The 13,945-nt window shown below is 49.5% G+C and carries 13 protein-coding genes and 2 pseudogenes; 13 read left to right on the top strand and 2 right to left on the bottom strand.

From position 1 onward, the window contains the following. The first annotated feature begins 48 nt into the window (after window positions 1-48). The 4 genes from LL947_RS09980 (at window position 49) to LL947_RS09965 (ending at window position 3,691) form a co-directional block, all read left to right on the top strand. Window positions 49-1,143 (top strand): polysaccharide pyruvyl transferase family protein, encoded by a 1,095-nt coding sequence (locus LL947_RS09980; protein WP_499833096.1) that lies wholly within the window; start codon window positions 49-51, stop codon window positions 1,141-1,143. Next, the gene (locus LL947_RS09975; RefSeq protein WP_499833095.1) at window positions 1,140-2,462 is read left to right on the top strand and encodes an O-antigen ligase family protein; all 1,323 of its coding nucleotides are present in this window, start codon (window positions 1,140-1,142) and stop codon (window positions 2,460-2,462) included. Before LL947_RS09980 ends, LL947_RS09975 begins: the two co-directional genes overlap by 4 nt. Next, complete coding sequence (locus LL947_RS09970; protein ID WP_499833094.1) at window positions 2,437-3,225, top strand: glycosyltransferase family A protein; 789 nt, start codon at window positions 2,437-2,439, stop codon at window positions 3,223-3,225. Before LL947_RS09975 ends, LL947_RS09970 begins: the two co-directional genes overlap by 26 nt. Before the next feature lie 169 nt (window positions 3,226-3,394). Continuing rightward, the gene (locus tag LL947_RS09965) at window positions 3,395-3,691 is read left to right on the top strand and encodes a glycosyltransferase (RefSeq protein WP_499833093.1); all 297 of its coding nucleotides are present in this window, start codon (window positions 3,395-3,397) and stop codon (window positions 3,689-3,691) included. Here LL947_RS09965 and LL947_RS09960 read toward each other — a convergent pair. After that, a complete protein-coding gene (locus LL947_RS09960; RefSeq protein ID WP_499833092.1) occupies window positions 3,683-4,756 on the bottom strand; it encodes an IS3 family transposase in 1,074 nt (357 codons plus the stop codon). The two genes, LL947_RS09965 and LL947_RS09960, sit on opposite strands and share 9 nt — an antisense overlap. A gap of 35 nt (window positions 4,757-4,791) precedes the next feature. Continuing rightward, window positions 4,792-4,980, bottom strand: coding sequence for a hypothetical protein (locus LL947_RS09955; protein ID WP_499833091.1), 189 nt, complete (start codon window positions 4,978-4,980; stop codon window positions 4,792-4,794). 743 nt (window positions 4,981-5,723) lie between these two features. On the opposite strand from LL947_RS09955, the gene LL947_RS09950 reads away from it, so the two are divergent. From LL947_RS09950 to LL947_RS09910, 9 genes and pseudogenes are all read left to right on the top strand, one after another. Beyond that, entirely contained in the window at window positions 5,724-6,506 is a 783-nt protein-coding gene (locus LL947_RS09950; protein WP_499833090.1) for a glycosyltransferase family 2 protein, read from the top strand. 68 nt (window positions 6,507-6,574) lie between these two features. Beyond that, the gene (locus LL947_RS09945) at window positions 6,575-7,504 is read left to right on the top strand and encodes a UDP-glucose 4-epimerase family protein (RefSeq protein ID WP_499833089.1); all 930 of its coding nucleotides are present in this window, start codon (window positions 6,575-6,577) and stop codon (window positions 7,502-7,504) included. Then, a complete protein-coding gene (locus tag LL947_RS09940) occupies window positions 7,501-8,049 on the top strand; it encodes a sugar transferase (RefSeq protein WP_499833088.1) in 549 nt (182 codons plus the stop codon). The genes LL947_RS09945 and LL947_RS09940 overlap by 4 nt, the downstream gene beginning before the upstream one ends. Before the next feature lie 20 nt (window positions 8,050-8,069). Further along, complete coding sequence (locus tag LL947_RS09935) at window positions 8,070-9,236, top strand: nucleotide sugar dehydrogenase (RefSeq protein ID WP_499833087.1); 1,167 nt, start codon at window positions 8,070-8,072, stop codon at window positions 9,234-9,236. Between the two features lie 142 nt (window positions 9,237-9,378). After that, window positions 9,379-9,491, top strand: a pseudogene (locus LL947_RS09930) (electron transfer flavoprotein subunit alpha/FixB family protein); the annotation flags it as partial. Window positions 9,492-9,813: 322 nt separating this feature from the next. Further along, window positions 9,814-10,317, top strand: coding sequence for a helix-turn-helix domain-containing protein (locus tag LL947_RS09925; protein WP_499833086.1), 504 nt, complete (start codon window positions 9,814-9,816; stop codon window positions 10,315-10,317). Between the two features lie 73 nt (window positions 10,318-10,390). After that, window positions 10,391-11,620 carry a type II toxin-antitoxin system HipA family toxin gene (locus tag LL947_RS09920; RefSeq protein WP_499833085.1) on the top strand — a complete coding sequence of 410 codons (1,230 nt, stop codon included), beginning with the start codon at window positions 10,391-10,393 and terminating at the stop codon, window positions 11,618-11,620. 281 nt (window positions 11,621-11,901) lie between these two features. Continuing rightward, window positions 11,902-12,033 carry a hypothetical protein gene (locus LL947_RS09915; RefSeq protein ID WP_404413626.1) on the top strand — a complete coding sequence of 44 codons (132 nt, stop codon included), beginning with the start codon at window positions 11,902-11,904 and terminating at the stop codon, window positions 12,031-12,033. A gap of 415 nt (window positions 12,034-12,448) precedes the next feature. Beyond that, window positions 12,449-13,862 (top strand): annotated as a pseudogene (locus LL947_RS09910) (MBL fold metallo-hydrolase). The last annotated feature ends 83 nt before the right edge of the window (window positions 13,863-13,945 follow it).

Below are 13,945 nucleotides of genomic sequence, written 5' to 3'. Positions count from 1 at the left end.
TCAGAGAAAACGATTTTTTCTGACAAAATTTATTTAACAGGTTGTCTGATGAAAGTAGGCTTACTGACTCTAACACCAAAAAATAACTACGGTGGAATTTTGCAGGCAACGGCCCTTTGCGGCCACCTTCAAAGCCAAGGGCATGATGTTGTTCTCTTAAATAAAGAACGCTTTAAAAAGCCACTGTTTTCCAGGATAGCGATAGAGTTGCTTGAGCGGCTGCCTTTTCAAAATATAAAAAACAAACGGCAAGACTACTTAAAAACAAAGCAACTTAAGCCATTTCTTAAAGAGCACCTTCCTAGGAAATCCAGAGAAATCGTATCTGCCCAGGACTTAAAGAAACTGGTCGAGGACGAAGGGTTGGATGCCGTCATAGTAGGAAGTGATCAGGTGTGGCGCTATCAGTATATTGGGGATGGTCATCACAATGTATTCTTCCTGGATTTTGATACCACCAGGCCCGTTAAAAAAATTGCCTACGCTGCTTCTTTCGGTAAGGATGAATGGGAAGCCCCTGAGCACACAGTAGAGATTTCTCGCCTGTTACGTAATTTTGATGCTATCTCAACGCGTGAAAAGAGCGGTGTTGATTTGTGCGAGAACACATTTGGTATCTCGGGAGCAGTAAGCGTTCTGGACCCTACTATGCTAGTAGGCGCTGAGTTTTATGACCGTTTTTTTGATGGTTTTAATGCGTCTATTCACCCTAAGGCCATCGCCACATACATCCTGGACCGGAGCGATGAAAAGCAGGAGATAATAAACTCAGTCAAAGCTAGCCTGGAACCCAGTACAGGCCCCTTGCAGCAAGTGAACCTCGTAGAAAAGGCGAGTAACAGGTTCTATAGTGTTGAGGAATGGCTGTGGAATATAAAAGAAGCTGAGTTTATTGTGACTGACTCTTTTCACGGCATGGTTTTCTCTATTCTTTTCGAAAAACAGTTCATTGTTATCGGGAATGAAAAAAGAGGGCTTTCACGGTTTTCTGATTTTCTTGATGAGATTGGTTTGAGTAGCCGATTGGTGTTAAATAAAGAGAATACCATAAGTTTACTTGAAGAAGAGATTGAGTATTCAAGAGCAGTAAAAAAGATTTATGAAATAAGAGAAATCTCCAGTTCCTTCCTCATAAATCAATGAATAATAATTTATTTATGAAAAAAATTAGCAAGAACTGTATACCAGCATCTATGATATGGTTGTTCGGTGTAGTGGCATTTACTCAAGTTACTTTTATACCTATATATGTTTATTATTTAAGTTTTTTTTCTTTAGTTGGAACGCTGTTTCTGTATTCTCTGAGTCAAAATGTAAGAATTGATAAGAATTTGACTGCATACTTTTCTCTATTCCTTTCTTGCTTTTTTATAGGGGTCGTCTCTTACCCGATTAGCATTGTAATTGAGAAAAGGTTCAACTATTCCGACATGCAAGTTTTTGGCCGAATGATAAACCTTGCCTTGCTTTTTATTGTTTTTATATTAATTCATTCATTCCACAGGAAAACTGGAGAAATTCTACAGGACTATTTCTTAGTAATTAGGGCCTACCAGTTAGGGATTTTCATTGTTATGCTGATTGGGGCTTGGCAGTTTATATCTTTCTACTCATCTATTCCATTTCCTTTTGAGACCAGATCGCATCTACATAGTACCTATGGAAGCAATTATTCATTCTCTCAACGATTAACTAGCGTTGCTAGAGAACCAAGCTTCTTCGTCATGCTCGCCATAGACTTTATAGGGTTGTCACTTCTTTTTTATTCCGGTCTAAAAAGAAAATCAATGGTCGCACTTGGTTTAGTGATGGTTGTATTCTCTTTGTCGCCATCAGGCTTCATTACCTTAATTGGAGCTGCGGTGGCCGCTTGGGGCTTCTCAGAAATAAAATATTTTTCTGGAAAAATAAAGATTAAAAAAATAGTTTTTTTTATAATAGGTGCCGCTATTTTTTCTGTTTTTATTCTAATGAATGAGCAGATTTTTGAATATATATATGGACGAATATTTAATGCCGCCCCCAGTAATAGTGGAAGATTTTACATGATTGTTATGCCGTACCTATGGTCTATTGAAGGAAGTTTGTTTAATATTCTATTTGGGTACGGAGTTAAAAGCTACTCAATTATAGGAAGCTACTATAGTCTTCCCTCCGGAGTTCCCGTTCACATAACATCTAATAACATTTACACAGACATTTTTTGGGAGTCTGGACTGATTGGGTTCATGCTTCTTATTTCTTTCTTTGTACTGGTGTTTGTACGAATATTTAGATCTAAAATAGGAAAAACTTGTACCTTCATAGCTTTTTATTTTATTTTTGAGATAATGTTTTCAAGCTTATTTAGAGCTGACTATTCTTCTGCCAGATTTTTTATAATTCTTTACACTATATACCTGATTACAGAAAGCCCAATTATCAGAAGGCGCCACAGTGAAAATAGCTGTAATTATACCTAGCTACAAGCCATCGTGGTATCTTGACCGCTGCTTGTTTTCTTTAGAGAATCAGTCACTTTCAAAAGACAAATTCAAAATCTATATCGCTCTTAACGGCCCCAAGGGTGATTATGAGGTATTTGTGCTAAATCTTCTAGCAAAATACTCATTTACGCATGAGTATCTTTACATAGAAGAGGCCGGTGTTTCTTACGCAAGAAATAGGCTTATAGATATATCCAAAGAAGAATACATAACCTTCATTGATGATGATGATATAATAAGCGAGAGATTCCTTGAGCAGCTTCTACACAATGTATCTGCTGACCACATATCAGTGAGTGATGTGGCGAATTTCACTGATTCTATTGATAATTTAACTGATAACTACATAGGTAAAAGTTTTGCCACACTAAAAGACACCGAAACCTCTCTTTTTAAGGCTAGAAAATACTTTTCCTCTCCTTGTGCAAAGCTGATTCCCAGAGAAATTGTCGGGTCTACCCGTTTTGACCTCAAGCTAAAGGTCGGTGAAGACTCTTTATTTATGGCCGAACTCAGCAAGCGAGTCCAAGGTATAAGTAAAACGGATAGCTCTGCCTGCTATTACGTCTACCAGCGAGAAGGGTCTGCCTCTCGGGAAAAGGTTGTCCGTATGGAAGAGATAAAAAGAGTCTCTTACCTTGTTGCTACCTACGGAACAATGCTTTTTAATGGGAGCAATTTGCTATTCATCTTCAGTAGGATTGCAGCCTCGATGAAGCATTTAAGAAGAATTTTTTAAGAATGCCTAGCTTAAACGCTCCCATAATCAGAATCGTCACACTATCCTACTATGCAGAAAACACCTATCTCACACGTTAAGCTCAGCCCTCTCCCCAACACTTTTAGTGTATGTAGTGAGACAAGCTGGCTGAAAAGATTGCGAATACTTTAATTGATGGAGTTATCGTTTGAAAATCATCTACCTTCACCAATACTTCAACACCCCCGAAATATCAGGCGGGACCCGCTCCTACGAAATGGCACGCCGCATGGTTTCTTCTGGTCATGAAGTCCATATGGTTACCAGTTACCGTGAACAAGGCGAGAGTCGAAGGGGTTGGTTTAAAACCGAAGAATCTGGCATTCATGTTCATTGGTACCCAGTGCCATATTCCAACCATATGGGTTTTGCACAACGCTTAAAAGCCTTTTTTGCGTTTGCGCTTGCTGCTCGAAGAAAGGCTTCGCGGAACCTGTCAACCTGATTTGGACACATCGTTAAAAATTAATGCCGATTTCGTGGCGGTATCGCTTGCCGCCGATAGCGTCGGGAAGTTCACCACGCTGTAGGTCGCCGGGTCGTCGTCATCGAGCTGTACTGGATTGATCGAGACACTGGCCGGTGGCATCGCCACCTTGGGACGTCCGCGTAGGAACCGCTCAGGGTGCGCCTCGAAGCTGTGATCGAGCGCTTGCTGTCGGACCTTCGCAATTTCGCGATATCGGCCGGTGAAGACTTGCTCCGGCGTAAAGCCCGAAAGCCCGCTGTGATGGTGCTCCAGGTTGTACCAGTCGACATAGGTGCTGTACCACTGCCGGGCATGGACGATGCTCTCGAAGCGCCCGGGATAGTCGGGCTGGTACTTGCTGGTCTTGAACTGGCTTTCGCTGAAGGGGTTATCATTGCTGACCCGCGGCCGGCTATGGCTGCACGTTACTCCCAGCTCTCCCATGAGGTCCAGGTAGCTGCGCGCGATCATCGGTGAGCCTCGATCCCGGTGGAGCGTCAGCGCTCCATGCTGGATTCCGTAGCGATCCACGGCCTCCTGGAAGAGCTGCTGAGCCAAGGCAGCATTCTCCTCGTGGGAGATCATCCAGGCCACGATGAAGCGACTATAAAGGTCGAGCACCACGTAGAGATTGAGGTAGACGTCGCGTCGCCGCGTGGGCAATTTGCTAATGTCCCACGTCCACGCCTCATTGGCGGCCCTTGCTGTGATCCGTGGTACCGCATGGTGTTGGGGCGCGCGTTGAGGACGGCGGTCACCGCTCTCTTTGGCCTCACGTATCTGCCGATACCACGTGCTGAGCGAGCCGAGATAGATCCCTTGCTGCAGCAGGTTATGGTAGATCTCATACACCGGCTGATCCCGATAGGGCTCGCTATGGGCGATCTCAATCATCTGCCCTCGCTCCTCTGCCGACAAGGCTCTCGGCTGCGGGCTGTGTCGGCGCGACGTCGATGCCCTGGTAGATGGCTCGTGGCGGCGTTTTCGCCAGGCGTACACCGTGCTGCGGTTGATGCCCAAGGATCGACAGGCCATGGCCAATGGGAACTGCGCTGGGCGCTCTTAAAGCACCGTGATCATGGTTCGCTCCCATTGTTCAGGCGATCGAGCATCGAAAAGGCTTTTTTTTGGAGCGACAGGCAGTCTTCGGCGGTCGAGAGCTTTTGCTGAAGTCGGGCGTTCTCTCGTTCCAGTGCTTCAATACGCTTCTGCTCCGGCGTCTTGCTCGGGGTCGGCCCCGGAGAGGTCTTGTGGAGTTTCTCCACGCAGCTCTCGGTAAGCTCATTGCGCCATGTCGTTAGCTGGCTGCTGTAGAGCTTTTCACGGCGTAACAGCTGCCCGAGCTCACCATGCTGGCAAGCATCGGCTTCCGCGAGGATGCGCAGCTTATACTCGGTCGAAAACTAGCGACGCGTACGTTTCTCCAGATTGGGGGTGGGCGTGACCTGGTGATCAGGCAGCTCGGTTGGCGGTTTAGGTATGATATGGACTCCTGAACCTCGGGCTCTGATATTTAGTTTAACTCATTGAGCCGGTGTATGGATTCAGGTTGACACACAGGGTTCGGAGTTGGAAAGCGATATTCTTTTCGCAACGAGCACACCACTAACGATCGCTCCGCCCGCCGTTCCTGCCGCTCGAAAAAAGAGAATTCCGATGGTATTCGAAGTACGGGATCTATGACCTGAAATGCCAATAGCCGCTGGTGTGCTTAGAAACCCGATGTTACGTTTGCAGCTAAGAGACTAGAGTACTCGGCGTATCATAATGCTTCATGCGTCGTTGCATTATCTCCTGGTATGAAAGAGGGTGTTGCACTTGGTCATTGAGATCGCCCACGCTATCCTGCATCTAACGTAGCTGTTATTCCTAACAGTAGTGACAACACAGAATTTGAGCATAATCCTGAGGTCGTCATGGTGACCATTTTTTCAGATTGGCAGCAACCAAGCCAGTGCTGCTGGACATGTGTAGTGAAATATTATTGAAAAAGTGTCGAAGCTATTCTATGACCAATAAACCGATTGTTTCTGTTATCACTCCTTTGTATAACTCCGAGTTATTCATCGAGAAAACCATGCAGTCAGTTAAACATCAAAGCTTCCAGAACTGGGAGATGATTTTAATTGACGACTGTTCGTCTGACTCGTCTTTACAATTAGCTACCGAACTTGCTAATGCCGATCAACGGTTTAGAATAATCAGTTTATCTGAAAACTCTGGCGCTGCAGTGGCAAGAAATACTGGTATTGAGGCTGCCCTAGGTCGTTATATAGCGTTTCTTGATAGTGATGATGTTTGGCTTCCAAATAAGCTTCAGAAACAGTTGAAATTTATGCAGAAAAACGAATTGGCATTTTCCTGTGGAGCATATCGAAAAGTCAACGAACGTGGTGAGTTTCTAGATATTGCTAGACCTCCGGTAAAGGTAGATTATAAATCAACGTTGAAAACCCCACGCATTGGATGTTTAACTGCGATGTATGATACTGAAATTACTGGGAAAGTGTACATGCCATTGATTAGAAAACGCCAAGATTTTGGGCTTTGGCTCAGGCTTTTGAAGAAGGTGGATTTCGTGCATGGAATTCAAGAGCCACTCGCTGAATATTTAGTCCGCTCGGATTCAATTTCTGCGAGTAAAGCCAGTGCTGCGAAGTACACTTGGCGTATTTATAGAGAAGAAGAAGGTTTTGGTTTGATCAAGAGTTTCTATTATTTTTTTAATTATGCAATTAGAAATGGTTTACGATCAAAAGCTCCGAAGCTGGCAAAGCTTTTATCAATCTGATCATTAGTCTGACTTGTGGAAGACTTGTGATCATGTGGAATTTGTAGAGGTGATTTTTGAGAATCCTGTTGACCGGTGCTACTGGCTTCGTTGGTAAAGCTGTTGCTCAATGTCTGCAAGTTAAACCGGCTTTTAATCTGCGATCTGCAGTTCGTAATCTTGGAAATGATAGTTTAGATCATGAAGAGAAAATTAGTGCTATTGAATGCGGTACTGATTGGAATCAGGCATTAACTGGCACAGAGGTGGTGATTCATGCTGCCGCACGCGCCCACATTATAAAAGACGAAGTGCAGGACCCGCTAGCAGAATACCGTAAGGTTAATGTGGAGGGAACGCTGAACTTGGCCACGCAGGCTGCTCAAGTTGGCGTTCGACGGTTTATTTTTGTCAGCTCAATTGGCGTAAACGGTAATCTAAGTAGCCGGCCGTTTACTGAAACTGACACGCCTTGCCCTGCTGAACCTTACGCCAAGTCCAAAAGTGAAGCCGAAAAGGGTTTGTGGGATATTCATCGACAAACCGGGATTGATGTTGTAATAATTCGCTCTCCACTAGTTTATGGCCCTAATGCACCAGGTAACTTCAATAGCTTGGTCCGGTGGATTGATAGAGGTCTTCCACTTCCCTTGGGCTCCATCCACAACAAACGCTCCCTCGTTGCGCTGGATAACCTAGTCGATTTGATTATTACCTGTGTTGACCACCCCGCAGCTGCTAACCAGGTGTTTCTTGCCGGTGATGGTCATGATGTTTCTACCACTGAACTATTGCGCGGCGTTGGCCAGGCAATGGGCAAGCCTGCCCGGCTGATTCCTGTGCCTGCGGGTATGTTGATGTTCGGTGCTAGCCTGCTAGGTGAGCAAGTTGTCGCCCAGCGGTTACTGGGCTCCTTGCAGGTGGATATTTCTAAAGCACGTAATGTATTGGGCTGGGAGCCGCCACTTTCGGTGGAGGAAGGGTTGCGGCGTTGCTTTGTTTCGGAGAGTGTATCTTGATTCGTTTTTTTGATTTTTCTTTATCCTTACTTGGTTTGCTATTTGGCTTTCCTGTATTGGTACTTCTTTGGGTCATAGGTTTTTTTGATACTGGTTCACCACTTTTCCGACAAGAGCGTGTGGGTCGCCATAAAAAGCCATTCACATTGGTAAAGTTTCGTACCATGAAGAAGGATACTGCATCAGTTGCTAGTCACCTAGCTAGTGCCAGCGCCATTACACCTTTTGGGCGTTTTCTTCGTCGCACTAAATTGGATGAACTGCCTCAGCTCTGGAATGTGTTGAAAGGTGAAATGAGTCTTGTTGGTCCACGGCCATGTTTATTCAACCAAGAAGAATTAATTACTGAACGTGAGCAACGTGGCGTGTTGGCTGTTCGACCAGGAATTACTGGATTGGCGCAAATCAATGATATTGATATGTCGACCCCACAGTTGCTGTCTGAAACAGATCAGAAGATGTTACAGAGCCTGACAATCACTGATTACTTTCGATATATTATTCAAACTGTATTAGGAAAGGGTAAAGGCGACCGAGTTCGTTGATTTTATCCAAGGAAGAGTTAATGAAAATCGCAATTGCAGGCACCGGCTACGTGGGGCTTTCCAATGCCATGCTGTTGGCTCAGCATAATGACGTGGTGGCAGTGGATATCGTGCCGGAGAAGGTCGATCTGCTGAACCAGGGCATATCACCGATTGAAGATACCGAAATCAGCGATTTTCTGGCTAACCGCGAGCTGAGTTTTACCGCCACTTTGGATAAGCAGGTGGCCTATGGCGATGCGGATTATGTGGTGATTGCCACGCCTACGGATTACGACCCGGTGACCAATTACTTCAACACCCAGAGCGTTGAGGCGGTGATTGAAGATGTGTTGGCGGTGAATCCTGACGCGGTGATGGTCATCAAGTCCACCGTGCCGGTGGGCTATACCGCTGAGGCCTGCGAGCGCTTTGGCACCCGCAACCTGATCTTCTCGCCGGAGTTTCTGCGCGAGGGGAAGGCGCTTTTTGACAACCTCCACCCGTCGCGGATTATCGTCGGTGAGCGCTCTGAGCGAGCGGAAACCTTTGCGGCGCTGCTTAAGCAGGGCGCTATCAAGCAGGATATTGATGTGCTGTTTACCAACAGCACGGAAGCCGAGGCCATCAAGCTGTTTGCTAATACCTACCTGGCCATGCGGGTGGCGTACTTCAATGAGCTGGATACCTATGCTGAAACCCACGGGCTGGATACCCGCCAGATCATCGAAGGGGTAGGGCTGGACCCGCGCATCGGCAAGCATTACAACAACCCGAGCTTTGGCTATGGTGGTTATTGCCTGCCCAAAGATACCAAGCAGCTATTGGCCAACTATGCAGATGTGCCGAGCAATATGGTGCAGGCGATTGTGGATGCCAACCGCACCCGCAAGGACTTCGTGGCCGAGCAGGTACTCAAGCGCCAGCCTCAGGTGGTCGGTGTTTACCGCTTGATCATGAAAACCGGCTCGGACAACTTCCGCGCCAGTGCCATGCAAGGGGTGATGAAGCGTATCAAGGCCAAGGGGGTTGAAGTCATCGTATTCGAACCGGCGCTGGAAGAGGAGACCTTCTTTGGTTCTCGCGTGCTACGCGATCTGGACGCGTTCAAGCAGGAAGCGGATGTGGTGCTCTCCAACCGTATGGCGCCAGAGCTTGAGGATATCGCGAGCAAGGTTTACACCCGAGATCTGTTCGGGAGCGATTGACGCCTTCACGTAGACGCGTGTACGTGCTTGATAAACAGGCCGTGCCAACCTGGTTGGCACGGCCTGTTGTGTTTTTAGGGTCTGGAAAGTGGTCATTCACGTTAATGGCCCGCGCGAATGTTGGGGTGAGGGCCTGTGTGTCAAGGTGATCGTCGCCCTCAACAATGACGACGCAGCCCAGGTCTTCCAAGTTGTTGTTATGGCTTGGTGGGCGATCTGTTCGAGATCCTGCCGGAGCTTGAGAGCAAGTTATAAATGGCACCCTCAAGTTCCAACATCTAGCCGATTGAATGTGGGTCTCGGGTTTGCAGGGCCGCTCAGCCCCCCAACTCCATGGCGTGCAGCATCCGATATACTTTTTTGCACCGGTCTCTGTTTCGCAGAGCTTGATCGGGACTTTGCTCCAACGCCTCGTTAGGAGGATTGAACCAAACTACTGACTTTTATTGATCTATAAAAAAAGATCAAAATCGTTCTATGATGTATTAAAGTAGATCAATGCTTCATGAGCCTCATCGCACGTTGTGATATAATTTGATAGATCATAATTACCATGTGATGTAGAAAAGTAGATCAAATGAGCTATGCAACTGAAGAACTGGTCGCAAGAATCAAGGCCGCACGAGAAGCTAAAGGGCTGAGTCAGCGGGAACTGAGCGCGCTTGCCGATGTGCCGCAGTCGCACATCTCGAAGATAGAAAATGATGCCGTTGACCTGCGCGTATCAAGCCTTTCTACCATCGCCCACGCGCTAGACCTGGAATTGATGCTCGTTCCCCGCAAGGCGCTTCCGGCTGTACAGTCTATCGTCCGCAGCGTCTCCAGCGCGCCGGTCATCAACGCGGCTACTCAGCGGGAACTCGACCGCATCCGCGAGACGGTGGACGCACTCGCGCCCCATGCATCCAGTGCGAACATCGACAACCTCCAGCGCCGCATCCGCGAGATCACCCAAATCCAGAGCCAGCTTGATCCCGACCTTCTGCAGATGGTACGGCGCACCCTCGAGTCTATCGAGTCGTCTGGCAGCAATGAGACCGTCAATCGAGCTGTCGAAAAAATCCGCTCTTTGCGCAACTAGCTCGCCCATCGCGCCTCGTCCCAAGAGACGCCGCATGCTCCAAGACCGGCCTATCGGCTGGAGGAGGACCAAGATGGCTGATGTCTCTGTGCTTGATGTCCTGCTTTATGGGGAGCCAATCGGCACGCTTACCAATGTCGGTGGAGACCGGACGATTTTTGCTTTCAACGACGCTTACATCGACAACCCTGACAGGCCGACATTGGGGCTGGCCTTCAAGGACGAATTCGGCGCGCTGCTCACGGACTTTCGAGCCTATCAGAAGCGCGTGATGCAGTTTTTCTCGAACCTTCTGCCCGAAGGCCATCTGCGTCAATACCTTGCGGAGAATGCGGGCGTAAATCCCGAGCGCGAGTTTCATCTACTTTGGGCGCTTGGTCACGACCTGCCCGGTGCGGTCACGATCAAATCCGCTGATGGCGAGGCATGGCCGCCGATTAGAGGTGATAGTACCGATGCCGGTGACACTGAAGATGATCGCCGCGAGAACGCCTTGCGGTTTTCGCTTGCAGGGGTGCAGCTTAAATTCTCGGCGGTTCTCGCACCGACCGGCGGCCTGACTATTCCCGCATCCGGCGTTGGCGGCTCTTGGATCGTGAAACTCCCATCGCGCGAGTTCGAAGGCGTTCCCGAAAACGAGTTTTCGATGATGACGCTTGCGCGCCTTATCGGAATAGATGCCCCACCGATTGATCTTGTCGATGTCGCCAGCATCAAGAATCTGCCCGGAGGAATCGACAAGATCGGCCAAAGCGCCTTCGTTATCGAACGGTTCGATAGGCTTTCTGACGACAGCGCCGTCCATATCGAGGATTTCGCACAGATCTTCGATGTCTATGCTGAGCGAAAATACAAAACGGCCACCTTGCGCAATATCGCACAGGTACTTGCCGCTGAGACCAGCGACGCCGATATCGCCGAATTCATCCGGCGGCTGGTGTTCTGCGTTCTGACTGGAAACGGTGACATGCACATGAAAAACTGGTCGCTAATTTATCCCGACCGACGAAACGCCGCGCTGGCTCCGGCCTACGATCTTGTTTCGACCATCCCCTATATCCCCAACGACGATATGGCGCTCAAAATAAGCCGGACTCAAGTCTTTGCAGAACTGACCAACGATGAGCTTGAGCATTTGGCAGCCAAAGCCGCCATTCCCGAAAAGCTTGTTCTGGATACGGCTCACGAGGCTGTTGCACGCTTTCACCAGCACTGGCAGGCCGAGAAGTACAATCTCTCGATGACAAAGCAAGTCCGTGAAGCTATCGAGGCTCATATCAAGAGTGTCCCTATAGCGCGATAAAGGGCTGCCACGATCAAGCGCGAAGCCATCGAAGGTGGCGGGGCTCGGATAGCCCAACGCCTTGTCTGGCAGACAAGGCTTTGGAACGGCTTGGTATCGGCATAATGGCCTTGCACCGCAGCCCATGGTTCGCTCGATATTTTTGGGTGTTGCCAGAATATTGCGGCGGTCCGGCGTGTCAGGCTCGGTTTCGTTCAGTAGCATTGAAAAGAGCAGGTGCCGTTCGCCGAGTTCTTGAGCCGTTTAGTTTTGCTGTTCGTTCATAGTGAGGAGGCGCGACCATGCGATCCTCAATTTCCTACTCAGCACCCAGTGCCGATGAGCTCTATCGCGAGATTGACCGACTGACGGTGGAACGCGATTTTTTGTCGCGCAAGCTCGATCAGAAAGCCGTCAACGCGGCTTGGCGATGATCGAGCAAGGTCATCCCCAAGTCAGAATGTCGCGCCAATGTGAGCTGCTTAAGCTGAGTCGCTCGTCGGTGTACTACGACAGCGGAGCAGTACACCGTCTTGCAGACCGAGACGCTTCGCAAGGCGTGGTGCGAGAGGCGCCAGTTTAGGGTGTCAATCGGTATAAGACGCCAGCAACAATCAGGATGAGTGTATAAAAACTAGGGGGGATGCGATTTTATTTTCCACCCACACTGGCGGCCAGCCGAACTTGCTGATGTCGAATACGACACGCTTGTTACCCAATATGTTGGCTTTTGGGTATCTTGCTTTAGAGATCCTTATCATTGGGGCTTGTGGGAGCGAGGCTTGTTGGGCGATGTTTGTTTTTATTTGATAGATTTCTTATGTAGTGTTTCTAGTTAAGGAAATAAGCATGGATGCACAGGAAAAGTGGCCGGAAATTCGTCATCACGGTGGGGCAGGTGGGGTCACAGGGAGCTGTCATCAGTTGATGGCCAGCAGTGAGCACTCGCTGCTGGTGGACTGCGGGCTTTTCCAGGGGGAGGATACCCTGGCGCAGCTTGAGGGTGGGCTTTGATATCAGCACGCTGAAAGCGCTGGTGATTACTCACGTGCATATTGATCACGTGGGCCGCTTGCCGTACTTGCTGGCCGCAGGCTTCAAAGGGCCGATTCTGTGCTCCGAGCCTTCCGCCTTGCTGTTGCCGCTCGTCATTGAGGATGCGCTGAAGATTGGCTTTACCCGCAACGCGCGCTTGATCGAGCAGTTTCAGGCGCAGCTGAAAAGGCAGTTGGTGGCGGTTCCTTACGGGCAGTGGCACTCGGTGGTGGAGGACGACGCGCTGACCGTGCGGGTGAAGCTCAAGCGGGCGGGGCATATTCTGGGCTCCAGCTACGTGGAAGTGGCGCTGAACGATACCGCCCGTGGCAATGCGCAACGCGTGGTGTTTTCCGGCGATTTGGGCGCGCCGCATACGCCGCTGTTGCCTGCGCCGACATCTCCCTATCAGGCGGATGTGTTGGTGTTGGAGTCCACCTATGGCGACCGTAACCATGAGGGCCGCCAAGCGCATGGGCAGGCGTTGAAAACCGCCATTGAGCAAGCGCTGACTAACCGGGGAACGGTGATCATCCCGGCGTTTAGTATTGGCCGCACCCAGGAGCTGCTGTACGAGCTGGAAACCATCGTACATGGCGCTGCACCAACCTCAGATTGGCACTCGCTGGAGGTAATTGTCGATTCCCCCCTGGCGGCGCACTTTACGCAGGTGTATCGCTCGTTAAAGCCTTTCTGGGATGCCGAGGCCCAGCGCCGCTTGCGCTTTGGGTGGCACCCGTTGAGTTTCGAGACGGTGTACACGGTGGATGACCACGCGACTCACAAACAGACCGTGCGTTACCTGGCGGAGAGTGGGCGCCCTGCGGTGGTGATCGCCGCCAGCGGTATGTGTGCGGGCGGGCGCGTGGTGAACTACCTGAAGGCGATGCTGGGTGACCCTCGCCATCAGGTGCTGTTTGTGGGCTACCAGGGGGCGGGTACCCCAGGGCGGGAAATTCAGCGTTATGGGCCGGAAGGCGGTTGGGTTGTGCTCGATGGCGAGCGCATTGATATTCGCGCGGGGGTTACCACCATCAGCGGGTACTCCGCCCACGCCGGGCAGCGCGGTTTGCTGAACTTTATCAAGCGCATGCGCCGCTGGCCGCGCGAGGTAAGGTTGGTGCATGGCGATGACCACGCCCGCCACGCATTGAAAGGCGCTATCGCGGCCATGGCGCAGAAAGCCGGTCGGCAGATTGATGTCGTGTTGCCTGTGGTGTATGGGTGACGTTTTTAGCGGGATGATGAATCTCACCATCCCGCGATGGTCTCCCTGCATTGGTTCAGGCTGACATAGGTCAGAAATTTGAT

The sequence above is a fragment of the Halomonas sp. BLK-85 genome (assembly GCF_044792155.1).
Classification (GTDB): Bacteria; Pseudomonadota; Gammaproteobacteria; order Pseudomonadales; family Halomonadaceae; genus Vreelandella.
The sequence above is the reverse complement of the archived record's forward strand: the minus strand, read 5'-3'. Positions and strand labels throughout refer to the sequence as shown.